Raw genomic sequence first — 22,378 nt, 5'->3', positions numbered from 1 at the left:
TTTAAAAGTTAAAAAAACTGATTGAATAACCGGTTACCCGATTATATGAGCCAGAAGGCAAGAAATAAACAGTTAAAAAATCCGGATTATGTGCCGTGACGTTTCCGATAACGCTGAAGATAATGCGCAATGCGGCCCATCGCTTCCGTCAGGTCATCTACATTGGGCAGGAACACCACGCGGAAGTGATCCGCATGCCGCCAGTTAAAACCGCTGCCCTGAACCAATAAAACTTTTTCTTCCAACAACAGATCCAGTACAAATTTCTGGTCATCCTCAATCGGATAAATTTCAGGGTCCAAACGCGGAAACAAATATAACGCCGCTTGCGGTTTAAAACAGCTCACGCCGGGGATATCTGTCAATAATTTCCACGCAACATCGCGCTGACGCATCAGCCGGCCTGTCGGCAGCGTCAAATCATAAATACTCTGATAGCCGCCCAGTGCCGTCTGAATACCAAATTGCGAGGGTACATTGGCACATAATCGCATCGAGGCAAGCATATTCAACCCCGCGATATAATCATGCGCATGATTCTTTTCACCCGAAACTACGGCCCAGCCGGAACGAAAACCCGCTGCACGGTAATTTTTTGATAGCCCATTAAACGTGACAAACAACACATCATCGGCCAAGGAAGCAATAGATGTATGGGTTGCTTCCTCATACAAAATCTTGTCGTAAATCTCGTCGGCATAGATGATCAATTGATGCTGGCGAGCAATTTCAATAATCTCCAGCAACAATTCTTTCGGATACAGCGCGCCAGTAGGATTATTCGGATTGATGATGACGATTGCGCGTGTTCTGGGTGTAATTTTGGCGCGGATGTCATCCAGATCGGGTAACCAGCCCGATGCTTCGTCACACAGATAATGCTTTGCTTTCCCCCCAGAGAGGACGACTGCAGCAGTCCACAACGGATAATCCGGCATGGGAATCAGTACTTCATCACCGTTATCCAGAAGTGCCTGCATCGTCAAAACGACCAGTTCAGACACCCCATTACCAATAAAAATATCATCCAACTGCACATTCTTAATCTGCTTTTCCTGGGTGTAATGCATGATCGCTTTGCGCGCTGCAAATAAGCCCTTGGAATCACAGTAACCTGAGGCATCCGACAAATTGCGTATGACATCCTGCAGGATTTCTTCGGGTACATCAAAACCAAACGTGGCCGGGTTACCAATATTCAGTTTAATAATATGGTGGCCTTCTTCTTCCATCTGCCGGGCGCGTTCGAGCACGGGACCACGAATGTCATAACAAACATTTGTTAATTTACTGGATTTTAAAATTGGGCGCATGATAGGGTAAAGGCATTCGCGGGTATTGAGAAAGATTCAGAATCTAAAATACGATCATTTTTCTAGTCTATTAAAAGCAGCATTATATACGTAATCCCTGTGATTTTATTACGGACAAGTAGGAAGAGCTCCATCATAGACCACTTATCCAAAACGCTCTTGCGAAATTCTGAAGCCGTGCAGCTGGTCAACTTGATTTAGAAAGCCGCCCATGCACGTTCGGCGAGTAATATAGAAACTGAGAGATTCGCAATTTATCAATCAACAGATTGATAATATTGAACATAATATTATCAATCTCAGCCTGATAAGGTTTGTTCCGTGCAGAGGTCTCTGTCAATGATTAAATCGCGAATACTCAAAATTTATGCTATAAACACAAGTGCGAATGGCTCTTCTCGTTGGCCACGTAGCATAGCGCGATCAATTAGAGTAAACATGGTCACTTAGATAATGAAGATATTTTTTGTTGGTAATTTTATTAATCAGTGCGGAGGTAACTTTATGAAAGTCAAGCAAACAGCAAGCATTATCGCGATCAGTGCATTAGCATTCTGCTTTAGTTTTCCGGCAATCGCATCGAGTGCAAATCAGCATGCTGCCGAAGCTATAAAACATGCAGAAGCTGCTAAAACGCATGGTGAAGCAGGCCATGCCAAAGTATTGCTGGAACATGCGCAGGAAAGTCTCACCCATGCAAAAGCTGCTGAAAAAGAGTATGCCGAAGCACACCAACACATGACGGAGTCAATCAAGCATTTGGAGGAAGCAATCACACATGCGAAGCAAGGTCATGCAGATGTGGCGACCAAGCATACGGCAGAAGCGTTAAAGCATATGCAACACGCAGCTACCGAGTAAAAATAGACTAGCGGATAAAAAAAGCGGATAACCCTTTTGGGCTATCCGCTTTTTTTAAAGATATTTATCTGATATTGGTTATGATTGATGCGGCAAATATTCCAGTGGATCTACTGGCTTGCCATGTTTACGTATCTCAAAATGTAATTGAATTGTGTCAGTATCTGTATTACCCATTTCTGCAATTTTCTGGCCTTTTATTACCGCTTCCCCTTCTTTGACCAGAAGCTTACTATTATGCGCATAGGCGCTGAGAAATGTATTGTCGTGCTTGATAATAATCAGGTTCCCATAGCCGCGTAAACCATGACCACTATAAACCACTTCGCCCGCAGCGGATGCTAAAATTGGTTGTCCTGCCTGCCCCGATATCTTCACACCTTTGGAATTCTTAGAAAAAGATGCTAGCAATTTTCCCGTTGTCGGCCATATCCAATCGGCATTAGAAATATTGGCTGCCTTATCCGGTTTTGATGACTCAGGTTGCGGAGCCACTTCAATTTTAGTATTTTTCTCTGTTGCAGTTGAGGAAACTGTGGAAGATTGTGCCATTGGCAGCGGGCTCTTTGTTGCGTACTGCAATTGAGCCACATTCTGCTCGGAGAAAGGCAATTTAAGCGCTTTAGGGCTTGTTTTCACTTTACCAGCAGCAACAATATTATTACTTTCCTGGGAAGTTGTATTTTTTGGATCAGCCGGACTTATGGCCGGATCAACCGTTGTTGCTATCGGTTGCTGGGGCAATGCAAACAACTCAGGCTGTGAATCTCTAGCTGGCATTGACAAACTAATTCTTTGCCCCGGCCGGATAGTTTTTGGATCAGCAATATCATTCCACTCCGCCAATTTTTTAAAATCAATGCCATGATTAAGTGCAATACCGTACAACGTATCGCCTTTTTGTACGATATAAAACCGGCTATCTGGATTATTTGATTCGATTAGTCTTGCTGGTCCCGATGAGCCGCTTTTTACACTGTCGACGACAGGCACTGGCGGTTGTGTTGTACTGCATCCAACAAGTAAAAAAAAGGCGAGCGGCAAATAAAAATTAAAAGGTAATGATTGTGATCGCTTTGATAAAGAAATAAATATCTTGACGATATATTTACAGATATCAATATCGCTCAGCTTGAGCGTCGCATTATTTGTCATTTCAATATTCCCTGAGCCGCTATTTTTTTACAACCCCTGCTAGTAAAGGTACAAAATTCACCTCTTCCAGTACAGTTTCAGTATAACCTTGGGAATTCCGTTCAATAATACACAAGTTCTGTTTCTGAGTTCCTTTGGGAAAAACCATTCTGCCACCTACCACCATTTGCTCCAATAATGAAGCAGGAACATGTGTTGTCACTGCTGTCATGATAATACCATCAAACGGCCCTGCTTCCGCAAGCCCTAACAAACCATCTGCATGTTTTAAATAAACATTCCTGATCTGTAATTCTTGCAGACGAATTCTGGTACGTGTTAATAATGGCCCAATACGTTCTATCGAATAAACTTTCTGCGCAATCTGTGCCAGTACAGCAGTCTGATAGCCACACCCAGTTCCAATTTCCAGTACTTTACCTAATGTAGAATTTGCACGTAATAGCTCACTCATACGCGCAACAATCCATGGGCTGGATATAGTCTGTCCGTAATTTATGGGTAAAGAAACATCTTCATAAGCCCGGCTTGCCAGAGCTTCTTCAACAAAAATATGACGCGGAATTGTACCTATAACTGATAAAATCACTTCATCAGAAATTCCTTGTGCACGTAAGCGTTCAATCATTCGCATACGTGTGCGCTGAGAAGTCATACCAATTCCAGAATGACGAACATTCACCAATTAGTATCCATAAAATTTCAAATCACTCAAACATAACAAGTACCTATTTAGATATCAAGCCATCTTGTTATGAGATCTAACTGATCGTAACGTGTTAGATCAATCTGTAGCGGGGTTACCGAAACTCGATTATGCTGAATCGCATAAAAATCCGTACCCTTTCCTGCATCTTGTGCAGCACCAGCTGCACCTACCCAATACAGGTTTTCTCCACGGGGACTTTTCGACTTGATCACCGGCTCAGCTTTATGGCGTCGTCCCAAACGGGTAACCTCAACCCCTTCAAGGTTCTGATATTCGATATCCGGCACATTAATATTCAACAAAACCGGACTCTGAATATCCTTTTCTCTGAAACGTATCACCATATCAACAGCTACCCGCGCTGCCGTTAAATAATTTTCATTTAATGAACCAGCCAAAGAAACAGCTAGCGAAGGAATCCCTAGTAGAAAACCTTCGGTAGCAGCAGCAACCGTGCCTGAATAAATCGTGTCATCGCCCATGTTAGCACCACTATTCACACCAGAAATAATCATATCCGGCATTACATCAAGCATACCGGTTACTGCCAGATGAACACAGTCTGTCGGTGTTCCATTGACATAATAAAAACCATTATGAGACTTACGCAAACTTAATGGACGATCCAACGTTAACGAATTACTGGATCCACTTCGATCCCTTTCGGGCGCGACAACTATAATTTCTGCAATTTCTGAAAGTTCATCAGCAAGACATGTAAGGCCAGGCGCAAAATATCCATCATCATTACTAAGCAATATGCGCATTTTATAAACTTATGTTAGCCACCGGATGATCAAACGGATATTCCTGCACATTACTCAGAACCAATCCTATTTAAAAATAAGAGTATATCAAATGGTCGGGGCGAGAGGATTCGAACCTCCGACCACTTGCACCCCATGCAAGTACGCTACCAGGCTGCGCTACGCCCCGAACAGTAAATTATAACAAACAAAATACCCAAACTTTATAAACTATTACTGAAAAACATTTTCTTTAGGAAAGTAATTGCGACACAATACTTTTAATTTCGCGCCGTGCATAGCTTAAATCCGCTATTGGGGATATCGAGCCAACAGTCGCTTCTTCTATTGAGGACAGCTTGTTTTCATTATGATCCAAACGGTTACGCGCTCCATTGATTGTAAACCCTTGGTCGTAAAGTAATTCTCTGATACGCCGAATCAATAACACTTCTTGATGCTGATAATAACGGCGATTACCACGACGCTTTACAGGCTTTAGCTGCGTAAACTCTTGTTCCCAGTAACGTAATACATGCGGTTTAACACCACAAAGAATTCCCACCTCTCCGATTGTGAAATACCGTTTAGCAGGAATTGGAAGCGGGGTATTATTTATTTTTCTGTTTTCCATGATAATTCTTCTCAACCAAAGCTTTTAACTTCTGACTGGCATGAAATGTTACTACACGACGCGCAGTAATTGGAATTTCTTCCCCTGTTTTCGGATTTCGGCCCGGACGTTGCGGTTTAGCACGCAGCTGAAAATTACCAAAGCCTGAAAGTTTAACCCCTTCTCCATTTTGCAGCGCTGTACGCACTTCTTCATAAAAAGACTCAACCATATCTTTTGCTTCACGTTTGTTAAGCCCTACATTCTCAAACAATAAATCTGCTAACTCAGCTTTTGTTAATGCCATACCTCACTCCATCTCATTATTAATTTTTGTAGTTCTTAACTCAACAATATTTAGACTCATTTAACAGTAGCGCTTTTAATAAAACAGATTATTAGCTTATCTTATAATTAAAACCACGAAGAATAAATCCAATTAAATAATCAAATCCAAATAAAAATCAGTCATTGCAAATGCAAAAACAAGCATCAATTACGTAAAGTTGCACCAAACTTATTTTTCAAAACTTCGATTAAGTTTGTCACTGCAAAATCAGCCTCTTCATCCGTTAATGTTTTCTCAGTATCTTGTAATAACACACGGAATGCAAGACTTTTTTTGGTATTCTCCATGCCTTTGCCACGATAAATATCGAATAATGAAATGTCCGAAACAATCGCCGATTTTTCTGCAATCAAACAAATCAAAAGTGAATGCACGCTAATATCATTATCAACAATTATTGCGATATCACGCCGCACCGGCGGAAACTTAGAAATTTCCTTAGCAACAGATAAGGTTTTAGATCCAAGATTCTCTAAGCTTATTTCAAACAATATCGTATTTTTCTGCAACCCATATTTCTTCTGCCAGCGGGGATGCAACTCGCCCAACCACCCTATCGATTTGTCTTCGATACAAATTTGCGCGGATTTACCCGGATGCAATGCCGGATGGAGAAATTTCTTGAAATGCGTACTCCGCCCTCTGCATAATACTTCTACGTCTGCTTTGGCATCATAAAAATCAACATTTCTCGCCGGTACCCCCCATTGCTCAAATACGACATCTCCATAACTGAGTCCCGCAATTCTTTCTACTTGCTTGCAGTCACTTTCATCATCTCTTACAAAGCAGCAACCCATCTCAAATAAGCGGACTCTAGTTTGTTTCCGGTTTAAATTAAATTGCAAATTGGATATCAAACCGCCTATTAATGTACTCCGCATCACACTCATTTGGCTCGCAATTGGATTCTTTAATGTAATTGGCGTACCGTTATTGACAAAATCAAGCTCCCAATCTGCGTCCACAAAAGCATAGTTAATAACTTCCTGATAATCGCGAGCTACTAATAACTGCTTTAACTCCATTGAGGAACGCTCTGTTTCGGATGCTGGCAGCATCGCCATACTTGCATGCGGGAAATGAGCAGGTATATGGTCATAACCATAGATGCGCGCCAGCTCTTCTATAAAATCTTCTTCTATCGCCAAATCAAAACGGTAAGATGGCGGCTTTACATTAAAAATGTCCTCTTTCACTGAAAAATCAAATCCCAGTCGCTTAAAATAATCATTTACTTGCTGCTTGTTGACATCAATACCCAATATCCGTTTTATCCGATTAAGACGTACATTCACGGCGGATCGCTGCGGCAACTTATGTTTGACTTCAGTCACTGGACCCGCCTGACCACCGCAGATAGTTTGTATCAGGTAAGTAACGCGTTCCAGTGCAGTTCTGGTGCCAGCAAAGTCTACACCGCGTTCAAAACGATAAGCAGAATCAGAAGTGAATCCAAGTTGAAATGATTTACCACTGATTGCATCCGGACTGAAAAATGCACTTTCGAGAAAGATATCTGTCGTGCCTTGCGTCACGCCACTACCCAGTCCCCCCATAATCCCAGCTAAAGCAAGCGGTTTATGTTCATCCGCAATCAACAGCATTTCTGGATTTAAGTCTATTTGACTACCGTTTAATAATTCTATACTTTCATGCAACAACGCGAAGCGAACCTGAATAGTGCCAGCAATCTTTTCCAGATTAAAAGCATGCATGGGTTGCCCGGTTTCCAGCAATACATAGTTAGTGATATCGACTACCGGATTAATAGACCGGATTCCGCTACGCTCCAGCCGCTGCGTCATCCATAAGGGTGTTAACGACGCTTCGAGATTAATGCCTCGAATAATACGACCGCAATACAAAGGGCATGCTTCAGATGCCATCACCTTCACATCTAGAGTATCGTTAATTTCGCCAGGAATAGTATTTATCGCTAGTGAATCATGCAACTCGGCTGCTGTTATGGCGGCTACTTCGCGTGCAACACCGAGCACACCAAGACAATCAGCGCGATTAGGTGTTAATTTTAATGTAAAAATGTGGTCATCAAGTCCATAGTAATCACGAAAATCCATCCCTACCTGGGCATCATCGGGGAGTAACAGCAAACCATCAGCTACATCACTGACGCCTAATTCTTTAGCTGAACACAACATGCCAGCTGAGTCGATGCCACGCAGATTCGTTTTTTTGATCGTATAACCCGGCAAATTTGCTCCCGTTAATGCGCAGGCCACTTTCACGCCAGCGCTCACATTGGATGCACCGCAAACAATTTGCAATAAATCTTCCGCTGTTTTTCCTGTCCTGACATTGCAAACTTTTAGCCGATCAGCTGTTGGATGTTTTTCAACTGAAAGAACTTCGGCCACAACAACTTTATCAAAAGCCGCTGCTACCGGTTCAACGCTTTCAACCTCAATTCCTGCCATCGTTAGTACATGCGCAAGCTCATCACTTGAGTGGGGGGGATTAACAAAGCTACGTAGCCAGTTTTCAGAGAATTTCATGAGAATCTACTGCCACTTAAAATAGGTAAAGTTGTTCAGGTTCAATTAAATTGTTTAAGAAAGCGCAAATCGTTTTCAAAAAATAGCCTCAAATCATTAACGCCATATCTGAGCATTGTCAAACGTTCCACGCCCATACCAAAAGCGAATCCAATGTATTGTTCACTATTAATCGCTACATGGCTTAATACATTTGGATGAACCATTCCACAACCAAGTACTTCCAGCCAACCTGTATGGCTACAGATACGACAGCCTTTCCCATCGCACATCACACAGCCGATATCCATTTCAGCGGAAGGTTCAGTAAATGGGAAAAAAGATGGCCGGAATCTTACAGGCAGATCATCGCGCTCAAAAAAATGCGTCATGAAATTAGCCAGAATACCTTTTAATGCAGAAAAATTAGCATTCTCATCAATCCATAAGCCTTCCACCTGATGAAACATTGGCGTGTGAGTCACGTCAGAATCACATCGATACACCCGCCCGGGTGCAATTACTTTTATGGGTGGTTGGTTATTCTGCATATAGTGAATTTGGACAGGCGATGTATGTGTACGGAGCAAGTTACCATTATCAATATAGAATGTATCATGCATAGCCCGGGCAGGGTGGTTCTCTGGAATATTTAAAGCAGTAAAATTATAAAAATCAGTCTCTATTTCAGGCCCCGAAACGACATTAAAACCAATCGAGTGAAATAGTGTTTCAATACGCATTAAAGTTTGCGTTACCGGATGTAAGCCGCCAGCCCCCGATCCTCTGCCAGGCAAAGTAACATCCAAAGCCTCTTCAGTTAACTTATCCTCCAGTTCCTTTGCCTGAATCGCATTCCGGCGGCATTTAAGTGTTGCTTCTAATCGATTCTTTGCTTCATTTATTTGACTCCCCATGGCGGGACGCTCTTCGACAGGAAGCTTTCCTAATCCTTTGAGTAATTCAGTAAGAATGCCGCTCTTACCGAGATAACGCGCCTTCACATTTTCCAATTCGATAGGATCTTCGATGCCGTTCATCAGGCTTGTTGCTTCATTAATAATTTCTTCCAAGTTTCTCATGTAAATTCAGCATCTAAGATTAAATAACCAATATCATATTTATTAATTTCACAAGAAAAAGGGAGGCTCAGGCGTTACCCGACCTCCCAGCATCTCTTTTTAACAACCAATTATGTGGCTAGACTGGCTTTTGCTTGTTGTACGATTTTTTCAAAAGCACTCTTATCGAAAACAGCTAAGTCAGCCAAAACTTTTCTATCTACTTCAATACTAGCTTTCTTGAGACCGTTCATGAATACACTGTAAGACAATCCACATTCACGGGCAGCCGCATTGATACGTGCAATCCATAGAGCTCGGAATTGTCTTTTACGTTGCCGACGATCTCGGTACGCATATTGACCAGCCTTCATGACGGCTTGTTTGGCTATACGATAAACATTCTTACGGCGTCCACGGTAGCCTTTAGCCAGATCTAATATTTTCTTGTGCCGCGCATGGGCGGTTACACCACGTTTAACTCTTGGCATGATCGTTCTCCCTTATGCGTACGGCATCATAGCGCGAACAGATGCTGTATTGGTGGAATGAACAGCTGCAATTCCGCGCAATTGGCGCTTATTTTTAGTAGTTTTTTTAGTCAATATATGGCGTTTAAAAGCTTGTGAGCGTTTAATACTCCCACTCGCCCTAAACTTAAAGCGCTTAGCTGCGCCACTTTTAGTTTTCATTTTGGGCATAATTACTCCTCATTTAATATGAAACCAGGTGTTTTCATCATTGAAAAACTTCCAAAACCTGGTGATCACTTATTTTTCACAAAATTTACAACAAAAAACTATGTAAACAACTAAGTACAACTATGATGCTACTGAAGAATCTTCCTCTGCTGCTTTTGATTTATCGGCTTTAACATCTTTCTTTTTAGGCGACAACACCATAACCATCTGCCGTCCTTCCATTTTTGGAAATTGTTCCACTATCGCAAAGGACTCTAAATCACCTCTCACGCGCTCCAATAAACGCATACCAAATTCTTGATGCGCCATTTCGCGCCCACGGAAACGCAATGTTACCTTAACTTTATCTCCTTCATTGAGAAAATTAGTTAAATTTCTTAGCTTTATGTTGTAATCACCTTCATCGGTATTAGGCCTAAATTTGATCTCTTTAATCTGAACCTGTTTCTGCTTCAATTTGGCATCATGCTTTTTCTTACTTTCCTGATAGCGAAACTTACCATAATCCATCAAACGACAAACAGGCGGTTGCGCTGTCGGTGCGATTTCAACCAGATCTACCCCCGCTTCATCCGCTAAGGCTATTGCACCAGCAAGTGTGACAATACCAACTTGCTCTCCATTCACACCAATTAAACGTACCTCTGTCACATCAATTTCTTCATTGATGCGCACTGATTTTTCCTGAGCTATGGCAAATTCTCCAAGATTAGTTTATTAAAGAAATTAATTACGTTTTTAAAGAAATTTCTTCTTTAAAATGCTCCAGCAAAGCTTGACATGTCATTTGACCAAGATTCTCGCCTGCACGATTACGAACAGCAACCTTATTTGTCCGCACTTCTTCATCACCAACTATAATTTGATAAGGAAGCTTCTGCAAGCTATGCTCACGAATTTTATAGGTTATCTTCTCATTTCTCAAGTCTAAGCTGGCTCTAATACCATTTTGCTTTAATTGCGTAACCACCGCCTGCGCATATTCAATCTGTGTGCGAGAAATATTTAATACAACAACCTGCTCAGGCGATAACCACAAAGGCAATGCGCCCGCATAGTTTTCTATCAATATGCCAATGAATCTCTCCAGAGAGCCTAAAATCGCTCTATGCAGCATTACAGGCACATGCCGTGAATTGTCTTCCGCAACATATTCCGCACCCAAACGTTCCGGCATAGAAAAATCCAGTTGTAGTGTACCGCATTGCCAGACTCGTCCAATACAATCCTTCAATGAAAATTCAATTTTCGGTCCATAAAATGCGCCTTCTCCAGGTTGCAGCTCCCATTCGAGCTTAGCTTCATTCAATGCCGCTTCAAGTGCCGCTTCTGATTCATCCCACTGTGTCTCTGATCCTACACGCTTATGTGGACGTGTTGAAAGTTTAACCAAAAGTTCTTTAAAACCAAAATCAGAATAGACAATCTTTAATAAATCAATAAACCTTACAACTTCATCTTGTATCTGGTCTTCTGTACAGAAAATGTGTGCATCATCCTGAGTAAATGCACGTACTCGCATAATACCGTGCAGCGCACCTGATGCTTCATTTCGATGGCATGAACCAAATTCAGCCAATCTTATAGGCAGTTCGCGATAGCTCCTTAAACCCTGATTAAATATCTGTACGTGACCGGGACAATTCATTGGTTTAATAGCGAAGTCACGTTCATCCGAATTGGTAGTAAACATATTCTCACGAAAGTTCTCCCAATGCCCTGATCGCACCCACAAATCTTTATCCAAAATCTGCGGGGTTCGTATTTCCTGGTAACCGTTCTGATTCAGTATATTCCTCATATACTGCTCTATTTGTTGCCACAATATCCACCCTTTGGGATGCCAGAATACCATACCAGGCGCTTCATCTTGGGTGTGAAATAAATTAAGTTGTTTTCCAAGCTTTCGATGATCCCTTTTCTCTGCTTCTTCTAAGCGATGCAAGTAGTTCTTCTGATCTTCCTTATTTGTCCAGGCAGTTCCATAAATACGCTGAAGCATTTCATTATTCGAATCACCCCGCCAATAAGCTCCTGCCACCTTCATGAGTTTAAAAACTTTTATCTTTGAAGTCGCTGGGACATGCGGCCCTCGACAAAGATCAGTAAAATTCCCTTGAGAATAAAGTGACAGATCTTGATCGCCCGGTATCGATTCAATTATCTGCGCTTTATAGTGTTCACCTTGCTGTTTAAAAAAATTGATTGCTTCAGTGCGCTCCAGAATTTTTCGTTCTATCTTTAAATCTCGTTTACTTATTTCAAGCATGCGTTTTTCAATCGCAGTCAAATCTTCTGGGGTAAATGGTCGCTTATAAGAAAAATCATAATAAAATCCATTATCAACTACTGGTCCAATAGTAACCTGCGCCTCAGGAAATAGTTCTTTTACCGCATGAGCCAACAAATGTGCACAAGAATGCCGGATAATTTCCAATCCTTCAGCATCTTTCTCTGTAATGATGGCGAGTTCGCTATTTCCCTCTATTTGGCTATATACATCAGTCAGTTTCCCATTAATCTTTCCAGCAATTGCTGCGCGAGCAAGTCCTGGTCCAATCGCTGCAGCAACATCTAACACAGTTACAGGGTTATCAAAAATACGCTCAGATCCATCTGGCAAACGAACAACGGTCACAGCTAGCCCTTCCAATTGATTATATTTAACAGAAATTACAATTTTAATTTGTTATTTAAAACTTTCAAAAATTTTCCGGGATAAATGATTATTTACTAAGTGATGTTTTATACCAGTTGTTCATTTTTTGCAAACCGTTTAGAATTTTTGGAGAAAAACCAATAGCGACTGCATCGACCAAGCAATACCATGCGGCGACACCACTAGGCGGATTTCCTTGAGTCCAATTAAAAACAGGTTCAATTGAAGCCCATTTCCACGTTCCCGCTGCGGTACCAATGACTTCTAGCCAAGTGCAAATAAAAAAGGCCCCCAGATAAACCATTGGAGATCGTCCTTTAAATAAGCAAATTACAAAAATACAGAATAAAAATGCACCAACCTGATCGCCTTGCTCAGGTATGCCACTAATACCCCACAGTGACCATAAACCGCCAATCAGGATAACAGAAATTGCCAGTTTTCTTGCATTCAATAAGAAAAGTCTTGAGCGTGCAAGGGCTACTGCTGTCAAATATACCATTCCATGACCGGGCGGAACATAAGAGGGTACATTTCCAAATCGATAAGTGTATCCTTCCATATAAATCGAAGCAAAATGTTCTCCGGCAGTAGCAAATGCAACGGCAACAACGACTTGCATTCTTACTTCTTTATTCTCACCGACTAGCAATCCAATCAGAAAGATCCAAGCTATAACACCTAACTGTTTCTGAGTTTCTGGGCTTGCACTACCATCAATTACCAAGCTCACCGCAACACAGAAGAAAGTAAAACCTGCAATAAAATAATCTCTATTTCTATGGGGATAATTAACAGCAGGATCTGGAAAATGATTCAGCATATTGCGCGCATAAACTTCAATGTAATAAAAAACCCGCCATAGGCGGGCTTACTTAATTCTTAATAAAATTCAACATATATTAGTAAAAAATTATTGCACAGATATCACAATAAATTCATTTTTTCTATTTTTTTGTGAACCTTAGGAACAACTACTCCTCATCCTCGTCATCCTCGTCACCCTGAGCTTCAGCTTCTACTTCACTCGCCGCATCCTCATCTTCATCTTCGCCTTCTTCGTCTGCGCCACTATCCTCTTCTTTCTGCAGTACCATCTTACCAGCCGCTAAGCTCGCATTCAGGTCTGTCTTTGCAACCTCTTCATGCACCAGATTCTGATGACAATCTATACAGGTCGCTCCTTCCGTCTTTAGCTTCTTGTGCGCTTCCTGTGCATCCGCTCCAGGTGGATTTGGGTTCTTGTGACAGTCGCGACAGGTTATACTGTCCCATTTCTTCAGGTTCATGCGCGCATCATGCGCCATAATCAAACGACGTTCATTGAACTTCTCTAGCGTCGAATAATCATTAATCAGTTCCAAATATAATTCCCTGGCTCCATCTACCGCATGGGAATATACCGCTAAATGAAAGTTCTTGAATCCCTGCGGTATATGACAGTCTTTACAACTGGGATTTACTCCCAGTGCTCCATAGTGCGTCGATTCCCTTAGTTCCTTCTGCGTATAGGTCATCGAGTGACAGCTGGTACAGAACTCTTCCGTTGAGAGTGCCGCTTCTCCTCCAAATACAACCGCTACCAGTACTATCCCCAGTAACCCCCCTGTCAGTAGCGTGCCTATCGCGCCTTTTTGTATGCCTGTCATTACTCTTTTCCTTTACCTTTTTTATCCCCTGTCTTTTCCTTAGCATTCGCCTGGAATTCGTCGTGATACTTGAATTTGGGCTCTCCTGCGAAGGTACCGTCAAGCTTATAATGCTCATGCATCGCTTTCACATCTTTGACCATTTTGTCAAAGTCAAAGGTGTATTTCGGGTCTACAGCCGGTGTGAATGGGGTGTAAGGTGCTTTCGCGCCTTTCCAAGGTGAGCCTTCATAGTTCAAGTGACAGGCAGCACATGCTTCTTCAAAGTGAAAGTCTTGGCCTTTGTCAGCAACTACTTTGCGTTGCATTGCGGTTCCTTTACTTTCAAATACTTGCCCTGCTTTACGGTGATCTCCCCGGTAACTCTTTCCAGGTCCATGGCAGGATTCACAGCCAACCGCTGCAAGTGGTTTCTTCGGTGTATCTATCGTATATCCACCTTTCTTGCCAAATCCATCTACGTGGCAACCTACACAGTCTTTGTCTTGCGTGTAGTCTTTTTCCGGATCCAGTTTGGCTTTAACTTTGGCTTCTTTACGTGTACCAGGCTTCAGCGATTCCATCGCTTTCGCATGTGCCGTGTCTTTCCATGATTTGGCTTGCGATTTGTGGCAGGAGCTGCATTTGCTGCGTCCTTCAAAGGTGTCTGCTATTGCCGCACCGCTAAAAAATGCGATCATTGCCAAAACAGCAAGTATGTAAGCTATTGGGTGTTTCATCCTTCCTCCTTATGCTTTTTTTAATTCAAGTTTTTATGCCGCGTATTGTACGCTATCATCAGATTGTGTAAATGACTATGTGTTCGCTTTGTATTTTTTTGGTTCTTCAGTTGTCTCTTTTTACTTGCAGTCTCACTTAGCTTTTGTGCCTTATTCTTCTTAAGGTATTTTGTAAACCCAGTAACCGCCTTGTTGATATATCAGTTGTGCCACGTCCAATTCCACTGGCGCTTTCTTGTCTACAAAGGGCAGCATTCTTGCTAATAACGTTTCACTACTGGCTTTATCACTCAGAAAGAATGCTCTGATTTCATTATCCGATACGGATTGTAGTGTGTAGGTATCAAAACCATTTTGCTTGAGTTGCATTTTCATTTGATTGATCATGCCGTGCATGTTGCCTGTCATGGGGAAGTTCTGATATGCAACACCCATTTTTTCCGGGTACATGATTCCTAGTCTGTATAGGTCAGTGACGTGTACGATTACATACGCTTCCCGGTTTGAACCAATCAGTTCGCGCAGTTGCTTGATACCTTCTTCTGCGGGGGCTGCCAGTGCTTGACTGAAGCGTTCAAATTGTTCCCGTTCCTTTGGGTTGGCTTTGCTTCCCCAGAATTGGTTTTCATAGGCTTGAATGGCTTTACTTTGTTCTAACCAGGTTACCGGTATCATCAGTGGCTCGTTCAGATGATTGGTAAAAAGCGTGTCGTGTCCGGTAAGCAGTTTGATTTGCCGAGAGGTGTCCCACCAGGAGAGTATCAGGGCGTCTTTCGGTGCGTGCTTGCTGATCGCTGCTGCCAGTGCACTGAGTTCCGATGGCTTTCTGTCAAAATTGTACAGTATTTCATTCGTACTGTTCTTCCAGTAGATCAGTACCGGCGGCCCTTCATTTTGTCTCGCAACGATGAATTCAGCAATCGGTTTGTCTACTCCGTCCGCTTGTACTTTGTATTGACCTAGCTTTAGCTCCGGCCAATCATCCAGGTTCATTTGGGAGAATCGTTTATTGTCACCTTCCGCAATCAGTTGATATTGGTAGGGGGCAGGCGGCAGTTTAAACCAAAGATAAGCAAACCAGCCCAATAAAACCAAACCTCCCGTCACCAGGAGTATACCTAATGACGGGAGTAGTTTGTCTCCCGATCGCGCTACCTGGGCGGTAGTGCGATCGGTTGCGTTAGTGCTTGTCAAGCTTCGCTTTGCTTACGTTTGCGCCAGCCTGCTAAGGCCAGTGTTCCGGCCAGCAGCATGCCACCACCTAAACCGCCCAGCGAGATCTTCTCTGCTGTGCCGTCTAAGTCCAGTAAGCTGGTTTTCTTGGATTCAAGATTCTTAACACGTTCTTGCAGTGCAACCATTTCACGGATGCGGGTGTTTTCGTCTTGAATTTCAACATAAGCACGGTTTATTGGACCCCAGCCTTCGGTGTAGGTCCAGCCACCTGGATTAACGTGGGCTAAGCCTACGTGCATCTTCGCTAAGTCATTTTCATGCATTTCTAGTACTTTCAGCTCAATTGCTGCCGGACTGTTGCCTTTAGACCAGAATAGCTGTGCAAAATATGCATAGCCTTCTTTCTCTGGCGCTGGCGGTGCAGAACGGTTGGTTTTTTGACCTGTCAATAAACCTTCCTTGTACAGTTGATGAACAATGCCATTCGCTTCTTGGTATTTAGCCAGTCCTGCCAACGTACCTTTGTCCATCAATTCCAGGTAGGAGCGAGCAAAACGTTCTGAGTGACATTGGGTACAGGTGACAACCCATGAGTCCAAGCGAGCTGACGACCATTCACTGTTGATGTTCTCTGCAATGCCTGGAACAAATGGATAGTTCGCCCAACGGATCTTTCTAACCATGTTGTGGGCATACTCACCTTCGTATTCCATGTGACAGCCTGCACAGGTTGGTGCATTCTGACCACCCTTGGCATACGCGTCTTTCAATTGCACGTCCCAGTTCCATTGGTTACCCAACATCGACACCATCTTGCCGTGCTTGGACATTGAGTAAGCTTCCCAGTTGTTGTGGTCTACACCACTGTGGCAGGTTGCGCAGGCTTCTGGCTTGCGTGATTCTGCCGCTGAGAATTCATGGCGGGTATGACAGGAGTCGCATTTGTTTTGGTTGGTGTGACACATCGAGCAGCCTTCGGCTACTTCACGTTGTGGCATTGCCGCCCAAACTGTGGTTTCTACGTTTGCTTTGTAGTCCAGGGCGTGTGATGGACGTCCATCCGGCCATTGGCCTGCTGGCCAAATCATCGTATCACGTTCCGATTCACGTTCTGCAAATTCTTGCAGGTGACAGGTGCCGCATACGTCTGCCGTCGGCATCTTCAGGTCTTTGGCGTGGTCCGCTTTCTTCTTCGCACCAACTTCTACGTGGCAGTCAATACAACCGACTTCTTTCAGTTGCTCGCCTTCCGCCAGTTTGCCCATCGAACGCAGGTTCTTCTCTACATCTTCCAGTTTCCCTTTCTTGTAAAAAGTAGGGTCGCTTGGCTTCAGGTTGCGGATCTTGTCCAGGTTCGCATGGCTGCTGCGCTTCCAGGCTTGTACCCATACCGGCGATTCGTCAGTGTGGCATTCTACGCATTCCTTACGGCTCGCTACGTCTTTGTTCGATGTAGGTGCTTTGTAAAAGGTCGCCGGGTCCAGATAGATTCCATACGGTATCGGTTCCCAGTATTGCGCCAACGTTCCAGGACCCGCTCCTTGCGCAGGATCCTTGTAACGCTTCACCAGCGCTTCGTATAATTCCTTTGGACTCGTCTTCTCACGGTCCAGCTTCAGTGCTTCATATAATTCATTCGGAACTGTCGGTATGTTCGCTTGTGCCACTCCTATCAGCAGCCCTCCCAACATTACCGTAACTATCCTCAGCCATAGCTTGGCAACCATCTCTCTCTCCTTTGTTTTTCCAAAATTTTTGCCTTCTCTTGCTCTCGTCCTACTCTCTTCTTCTTATTATTATCTACACCGCAGCTTCTTTTCCTACCGCTTCTTCTTACCCTTTACTCTTGTCCTTCCTTACTCGCTTTCTCCTGACACAAAAAAAGCTCCCCCAGACTACTTACTCATACCTGCACTGTCAAGAACTTTTGCCGGAAATTGCAATACGCACTTTTTACCCCTAAACTGCGCTATCGATTGCTATATTTGATTCTAGATTAAACTCAAGTGCCTTCCCTTGGTTCTTGCGCTTGCTATGAAAAGATAATCCTGTGCCTGCTGGAACCAATCTTCCTACAATTACGTTTTCTTTAAGTCCTCGCAAATCATCTTTTTTACCCATGATAGCTGCTTCTGTTAAAACACGTGTCGTCTCTTGGAATGATGCTGCAGATATAAATGAATCCGTTGATAGCGAAGCTTTTGTAATGCCAAGAAGCATAAATTCATACGTAGCCGGCATCTTTTTCTCGGCAATCAAACGCTCGTTCTCAATTAATAAGTCTGCTCGTTCAACCTGCTCTCCTTGTATGAACGTTGAATCTCCAGCGTTGGTAATTTGAACACGCCTCAACATTTGACGCACGATCACTTCGATATGTTTATCATTTATCCTAACACCTTGTAAACGATATACATCTTGAACTTCGTCAGTAATATAACGCGCCAACGCTTCAACACCCTGTAGGCGCAATATATCACGTGGATCAGCAGGACCATCCACTATGTTTTCACCTTTATTAACAACTTGACCATCGTGCGCCATTACATGTTTATCTTTAGTTATCAGATATTCATGCACAACACCTTCGAGATCTGTAATAACAAGTCGCTGTTTACCTTTAGTATCCTTCCCAAACGACACAATGCCAGTAACTTCAGCCAACATGCCTGCATCTTTTGGTGATCTCGCTTCAAATAATTCGGCCACACGCGGTAAACCACCAGTAATATCACGAGTTTTGGAAGTTTCTTGCGGGATCCTTGCCAAAACTTCACCGACACTGACTTGCTGCCCATCACGGACGGTAATAATACAGCCAATCTGGAATGTTATACTTACTGGTTGATTACTACCAACTATCTTGATCTCATTTCCATCATCATCCAAAAACTTAACTAATGGGCGTAAGCCTTTTGATTGCGATACTCCGCGACGCTTAGGATCAATTACTACCAGCGTAGACAACCCGGTCACTTCATCAATCTGCTTGGCTACTGTTACTCCTTCTTCAACATTTTCAAAACGAACCTTACCGGCATATTCAGTAATGATCGGTCGAGTATGAGGATCCCATGTAGTCAATATTTGACCAGCTTTTACAATCTCTCCATTCCGTACTAATAATGTCGCACCGTAAGATGCTTTATGCCTTTCACGTTCACGGCCATTTTCATCCTGTATTATGATTTCACCGCTACGAGAAATGGCTATTAATTCATTTTGCGCATTTGTCACATAACGCATTGTAGAGGAGTAATGCACTGTTCCACTTGATTTACTTTCAACTTGACTCACCACTGCCGTTCTTGATGCCGCACCACCAATGTGGAATGTACGCATCGTTAATTGCGTTCCTGGCTCACCAATCGATTGCGCTGCAATGACACCCACCGCTTCGCCCACATTAACCGGGGTACCACGCCCCAAATCTCGACCATAGCATTTGGCACATAAACCAAAGCGTGTCTCACAGGTCAACGGCGTCCTAACTTTTACTTCGTCTATACCTAATGATTCAATTAAATCCACTGCATCTTCATCCAGCAATACGCCCGAAGCAAAAACCACTTCCTGATTTTCCGGATTGATCACGTCATTAGCCACAACTCTACCAAGAATCCGTTCACGCAATGCTTCAATGATCTCCCCCCCTTCGACCAGCGCTTTCATGACAACACCGTTACCCGTATTACAGTCTTCTTCCGTAACAACAAGATCTTGAGTAACATCCACTAAGCGACGGGTTAAATATCCAGAATTTGCAGTTTTCAATGCTGTATCAGCCAAGCCCTTACGTGCACCGTGGGTTGAAATAAAATATTGCAATACATTCAATCCTTCACGGAAGTTAGCGGTAATTGGTGTCTCAATAATTGAGCCATCAGGTTTCGCCATTAATCCTCGCATCCCAGATAGTTGACGTATCTGTGCTGCCGAACCACGCGCACCAGAGTCCGCCATCATATATATTGAATTAAATGATTCTTGCGTCAACGCCTTGCCGTCTTCACTCACCTGAATCTCACCAGTAACCTGATCACGCACCGGTTCTACGCCAAGTTGATTCATCATTGCTTTCGCAACCTGATCACCTGCACGTCCCCAGATATCCACAACCTTGTTATAACGTTCACCTTGGGTAACTAGCCCTGAAGTATATTGTCCTTCAATTTCCTTTACTTCTTTCTCAGCCGAAGCAATGATATCGCTCTTTTGCGTCGGTATTAGCATATCATCCGCACAAATCGAGATACCTGCTCGCGTCGCATAAGTGAAGCCTGCATACATCAATTTATCTGCGAATATGACAGTTTCACGCAATCCACACCGTCTAAAGCTTGCATTAATGAGTTTCGAAATTTCTTTCTTTTTTAGGGTCTTATTAAGCAGAGAGAAAGGTAGACCTGGCGGAAAAATCTCAAATAGTAATGTCCGTCCTACAGTTGTTTCATAGCGAGTAATTTTTTCATAGCATTCACCATCGGCGGCTGTATCGTGCTCCTTAATCCTTACCGTAATTTTTGCATTAAGCTCGACATTCCGGCTTTCATATGCGCGAGATACTTCAGCAACATTCTGAAATAGCATCCCTTCACCACGCGCACCTACCTTCTCTCGCGTAGTATAGTAAAGTCCTAGCACAATATCTTGTGATGGCACAATAATTGGTTCTCCATTGGCAGGAGACAACACATTATTGGTTGACATCATTAACGTGCGACATTCCATTTGTGCTTCTAATGAAAGTGGTACGTGAACGGCCATTTGGTCTCCGTCAAAGTCAGCATTAAATGCTGCACACACCAATGGATGTAATTGAATTGCTTTACCTTCAATCAATACGGGCTCAAAAGCCTGAATGCCCAATCGATGTAAAGTCGGCGCCCGATTCAGCATAACTGGATGTTCACGGATAACGTCCTCAAGTATATCCCACACCACTGCACTCTCGTTTTCAACCTCACGCTTGGCAGCCTTTATGGTACTTGCAATGCCCATTATCTCCAGCTTATTGAAGATAAATGGCTTAAACAGCTCAAGTGCCATTTTTTTAGGTAACCCGCACTGGTGTAGTTTAAGCTGAGGACCAACAACAATAACAGAACGCCCGGAGTAATCGACGCGTTTTCCCAGTAGATTTTGACGGAAACGCCCCCCTTTACCTTTAATCATGTCGGCTAAGGATTTAAGTGCACGCTTATTCGCACCTGTCATTGCTTTACCACGACGGCCATTATCTAGTAATGAATCAACTGCCTCTTGCAACATACGCTTTTCATTACGAACAATAATTTCTGGAGCTTTTAATTCAAGCAATCGTTTTAATCGGTTATTCCGATTGATTACACGCCGATACAAATCATTTAAATCAGATGTCGCAAAACGGCCACCATCGAGAGGAACTAATGGACGAAGATCTGGTGGTAATACAGGTAGCACAGTTAATACCATCCATTGCGGCTTAATACCAGATTTGTTAAATGCTTCAAGTAACTTAAGCCGCTTAGAGATTTTCTTGATCTTTGTTTCCGATCCTGTGCTTTCCATTTCACGGCGCATGTTCTCTATCTCGGCACCTATATCCAAATTACCTAATAGATCACGAATACCTTCTGCACCCATGCTGGCACTAAAATCGTCACCATATTCTTCTGTTTTGATTAAGTAGTCATCTTCCGTTAGCAGCTGGCAGCGCGTTAATGGCGTCAACCCCGGATCAGTAACTACATATGCTTCAAAATACAGAACGCGTTCAATATCACGCAAGGTCATATCCAATACCATACCCAAACGAGAAGGCAGTGATTTCAAGAACCAAATATGCGAAACTGGTGAGGCCAGTTCGATATGGCCCATCCGCTCACGTCTTACTTTAGATAAAGTGACCTCAACACCACATTTCTCACAGATAACTCCCCGGTGTTTCAGACGCTTATATTTGCCGCACAAACATTCATAGTCTTTTACCGGACCAAATATCTTGGCGCAAAACAAACCATCTCTTTCGGGTTTAAATGTACGATAATTAATCGTCTCAGGCTTTTTTACTTCACCGTATGACCATGAACGAATTTTCTCTGGAGAAGCGAGACCGATTTTAATCGCATCAAATTCTTCTTTATGGGTAACTTGTTTAAATAAATCTAGTAGTGCTTTCATTTGTCACTCC

Annotated in this window: 19 protein-coding genes and 1 tRNA gene; 1 reads left to right on the top strand and 19 read right to left on the bottom strand. The window is 43.0% G+C overall.

Annotated features, from left to right (window positions below; translation table 11 throughout):
• Window positions 1–86: 86 nt before the first annotated feature.
• The gene (locus NIT79A3_RS04165) at window positions 87–1,313 is read right to left on the bottom strand and encodes a pyridoxal phosphate-dependent aminotransferase (protein ID WP_013965009.1); all 1,227 of its coding nucleotides are present in this window, start codon (window positions 1,311–1,313) and stop codon (window positions 87–89) included.
• 504 nt (window positions 1,314–1,817) lie between these two features.
• On the opposite strand from NIT79A3_RS04165, the gene smbP reads away from it, so the two are divergent.
• Window positions 1,818–2,174, top strand: coding sequence for a small metal-binding protein SmbP (smbP, locus tag NIT79A3_RS04160; RefSeq protein ID WP_013965008.1), 357 nt, complete (start codon window positions 1,818–1,820; stop codon window positions 2,172–2,174).
• Between the two features lie 78 nt (window positions 2,175–2,252).
• Here smbP and NIT79A3_RS04155 read toward each other — a convergent pair whose 3' ends face one another.
• From NIT79A3_RS04155 to rpoC, 18 genes are all read right to left on the bottom strand, one after another.
• Window positions 2,253–3,329, bottom strand: coding sequence for a peptidoglycan DD-metalloendopeptidase family protein (locus tag NIT79A3_RS04155; protein ID WP_013965007.1), 1,077 nt, complete (start codon window positions 3,327–3,329; stop codon window positions 2,253–2,255).
• A 19-nt stretch (window positions 3,330–3,348) separates the two neighbouring features.
• Window positions 3,349–4,011: a protein-L-isoaspartate(D-aspartate) O-methyltransferase gene (locus tag NIT79A3_RS04150; RefSeq protein WP_041360128.1), complete on the bottom strand. Its 663-nt coding sequence runs from the start codon at window positions 4,009–4,011 to the stop codon at window positions 3,349–3,351.
• A 50-nt stretch (window positions 4,012–4,061) separates the two neighbouring features.
• Complete coding sequence (gene surE, locus NIT79A3_RS04145; RefSeq protein ID WP_013965005.1) at window positions 4,062–4,805, bottom strand: 5'/3'-nucleotidase SurE; 744 nt, start codon at window positions 4,803–4,805, stop codon at window positions 4,062–4,064.
• Window positions 4,806–4,897: 92 nt separating this feature from the next.
• A tRNA-Pro gene (locus NIT79A3_RS04140) sits at window positions 4,898–4,974 on the bottom strand.
• Between the two features lie 63 nt (window positions 4,975–5,037).
• Window positions 5,038–5,418, bottom strand: a complete 381-nt coding sequence (locus NIT79A3_RS04135; protein WP_013965004.1) for a MerR family transcriptional regulator — start codon at window positions 5,416–5,418, stop codon at window positions 5,038–5,040.
• Window positions 5,396–5,704: an integration host factor subunit alpha gene (locus NIT79A3_RS04130; RefSeq protein WP_013965003.1), complete on the bottom strand. Its 309-nt coding sequence runs from the start codon at window positions 5,702–5,704 to the stop codon at window positions 5,396–5,398. The genes NIT79A3_RS04135 and NIT79A3_RS04130 overlap by 23 nt, the downstream gene beginning before the upstream one ends.
• Window positions 5,705–5,889: 185 nt before the next feature.
• On the bottom strand, window positions 5,890–8,262 hold the full coding sequence (pheT, locus tag NIT79A3_RS04125) for a phenylalanine--tRNA ligase subunit beta (protein WP_013965002.1): 2,373 nt from the start codon (window positions 8,260–8,262) through the stop codon (window positions 5,890–5,892).
• A gap of 41 nt (window positions 8,263–8,303) precedes the next feature.
• A complete protein-coding gene (gene pheS / locus NIT79A3_RS04120; protein ID WP_013965001.1) occupies window positions 8,304–9,323 on the bottom strand; it encodes a phenylalanine--tRNA ligase subunit alpha in 1,020 nt (339 codons plus the stop codon).
• 110 nt (window positions 9,324–9,433) lie between these two features.
• Window positions 9,434–9,793 (bottom strand): 50S ribosomal protein L20, encoded by a 360-nt coding sequence (gene rplT, locus NIT79A3_RS04115; RefSeq protein ID WP_013965000.1) that lies wholly within the window; start codon window positions 9,791–9,793, stop codon window positions 9,434–9,436.
• A gap of 12 nt (window positions 9,794–9,805) precedes the next feature.
• Window positions 9,806–10,003 carry a 50S ribosomal protein L35 gene (gene rpmI, locus NIT79A3_RS04110; RefSeq protein WP_013964999.1) on the bottom strand — a complete coding sequence of 66 codons (198 nt, stop codon included), beginning with the start codon at window positions 10,001–10,003 and terminating at the stop codon, window positions 9,806–9,808.
• 120 nt (window positions 10,004–10,123) lie between these two features.
• Window positions 10,124–10,696, bottom strand: a complete 573-nt coding sequence (gene infC / locus NIT79A3_RS04105; protein ID WP_156797009.1) for a translation initiation factor IF-3 — start codon at window positions 10,694–10,696, stop codon at window positions 10,124–10,126.
• Between the two features lie 37 nt (window positions 10,697–10,733).
• On the bottom strand, window positions 10,734–12,641 hold the full coding sequence (thrS, locus tag NIT79A3_RS04100) for a threonine--tRNA ligase (protein WP_013964997.1): 1,908 nt from the start codon (window positions 12,639–12,641) through the stop codon (window positions 10,734–10,736).
• 88 nt (window positions 12,642–12,729) lie between these two features.
• Window positions 12,730–13,485 (bottom strand): hypothetical protein, encoded by a 756-nt coding sequence (locus NIT79A3_RS04095; RefSeq protein ID WP_013964996.1) that lies wholly within the window; start codon window positions 13,483–13,485, stop codon window positions 12,730–12,732.
• A 151-nt stretch (window positions 13,486–13,636) separates the two neighbouring features.
• Window positions 13,637–14,311: a NapC/NirT family cytochrome c gene (locus tag NIT79A3_RS04090; RefSeq protein WP_013964995.1), complete on the bottom strand. Its 675-nt coding sequence runs from the start codon at window positions 14,309–14,311 to the stop codon at window positions 13,637–13,639.
• Window positions 14,311–15,030: a cytochrome c-550 CycA gene (gene cycA, locus NIT79A3_RS04085; RefSeq protein ID WP_013964982.1), complete on the bottom strand. Its 720-nt coding sequence runs from the start codon at window positions 15,028–15,030 to the stop codon at window positions 14,311–14,313. Before cycA ends, NIT79A3_RS04090 begins: the two co-directional genes overlap by 1 nt.
• Window positions 15,031–15,189: 159 nt before the next feature.
• Window positions 15,190–16,224, bottom strand: coding sequence for a hydroxylamine oxidation protein HaoB (gene haoB, locus NIT79A3_RS04080; protein ID WP_013964981.1), 1,035 nt, complete (start codon window positions 16,222–16,224; stop codon window positions 15,190–15,192).
• Window positions 16,221–17,933, bottom strand: coding sequence for a multiheme c-type cytochrome (locus NIT79A3_RS04075; protein ID WP_013964980.1), 1,713 nt, complete (start codon window positions 17,931–17,933; stop codon window positions 16,221–16,223). The genes haoB and NIT79A3_RS04075 overlap by 4 nt, the downstream gene beginning before the upstream one ends.
• A gap of 232 nt (window positions 17,934–18,165) precedes the next feature.
• Window positions 18,166–22,368, bottom strand: coding sequence for a DNA-directed RNA polymerase subunit beta' (gene rpoC, locus NIT79A3_RS04070; RefSeq protein WP_013964994.1), 4,203 nt, complete (start codon window positions 22,366–22,368; stop codon window positions 18,166–18,168).
• Between the last annotated feature and the right edge of the window lie 10 nt (window positions 22,369–22,378).

It is taken from the genome of Nitrosomonas sp. Is79A3, from assembly GCF_000219585.1.
Classification (GTDB): Bacteria; Pseudomonadota; Gammaproteobacteria; order Burkholderiales; family Nitrosomonadaceae; genus Nitrosomonas.
Note: the sequence above shows the minus strand (reverse complement) of the source record. Positions and strands in the feature narration are given on the sequence as shown.

Coding starts and splice junctions, on each gene's coding strand:
- rplT (WP_013965000.1), bottom strand. CDS start 9,793: ATGCCAAGAGTTAAACGTGGTGTAACCGCCCATGCGCGGCACAAGAAA.
- NIT79A3_RS04165 (WP_013965009.1), bottom strand. CDS start 1,313: ATGCGCCCAATTTTAAAATCCAGTAAATTAACAAATGTTTGTTATGAC.
- cycA (WP_013964982.1), bottom strand. CDS start 15,030: ATGAAACACCCAATAGCTTACATACTTGCTGTTTTGGCAATGATCGCA.
- NIT79A3_RS04090 (WP_013964995.1), bottom strand. CDS start 14,311: ATGACAGGCATACAAAAAGGCGCGATAGGCACGCTACTGACAGGGGGG.
- rpmI (WP_013964999.1), bottom strand. CDS start 10,003: ATGCCCAAAATGAAAACTAAAAGTGGCGCAGCTAAGCGCTTTAAGTTT.
- surE (WP_013965005.1), bottom strand. CDS start 4,805: ATGCGCATATTGCTTAGTAATGATGATGGATATTTTGCGCCTGGCCTT.
- NIT79A3_RS04155 (WP_013965007.1), bottom strand. CDS start 3,329: ATGACAAATAATGCGACGCTCAAGCTGAGCGATATTGATATCTGTAAA.
- rpoC (WP_013964994.1), bottom strand. CDS start 22,368: ATGAAAGCACTACTAGATTTATTTAAACAAGTTACCCATAAAGAAGAA.
- NIT79A3_RS04130 (WP_013965003.1), bottom strand. CDS start 5,704: ATGGCATTAACAAAAGCTGAGTTAGCAGATTTATTGTTTGAGAATGTA.
- NIT79A3_RS04075 (WP_013964980.1), bottom strand. CDS start 17,933: ATGGTTGCCAAGCTATGGCTGAGGATAGTTACGGTAATGTTGGGAGGG.
- NIT79A3_RS04095 (WP_013964996.1), bottom strand. CDS start 13,485: ATGCTGAATCATTTTCCAGATCCTGCTGTTAATTATCCCCATAGAAAT.
- NIT79A3_RS04135 (WP_013965004.1), bottom strand. CDS start 5,418: ATGGAAAACAGAAAAATAAATAATACCCCGCTTCCAATTCCTGCTAAA.
- pheT (WP_013965002.1), bottom strand. CDS start 8,262: ATGAAATTCTCTGAAAACTGGCTACGTAGCTTTGTTAATCCCCCCCAC.
- pheS (WP_013965001.1), bottom strand. CDS start 9,323: ATGAGAAACTTGGAAGAAATTATTAATGAAGCAACAAGCCTGATGAAC.
- smbP (WP_013965008.1), top strand. CDS start 1,818: ATGAAAGTCAAGCAAACAGCAAGCATTATCGCGATCAGTGCATTAGCA.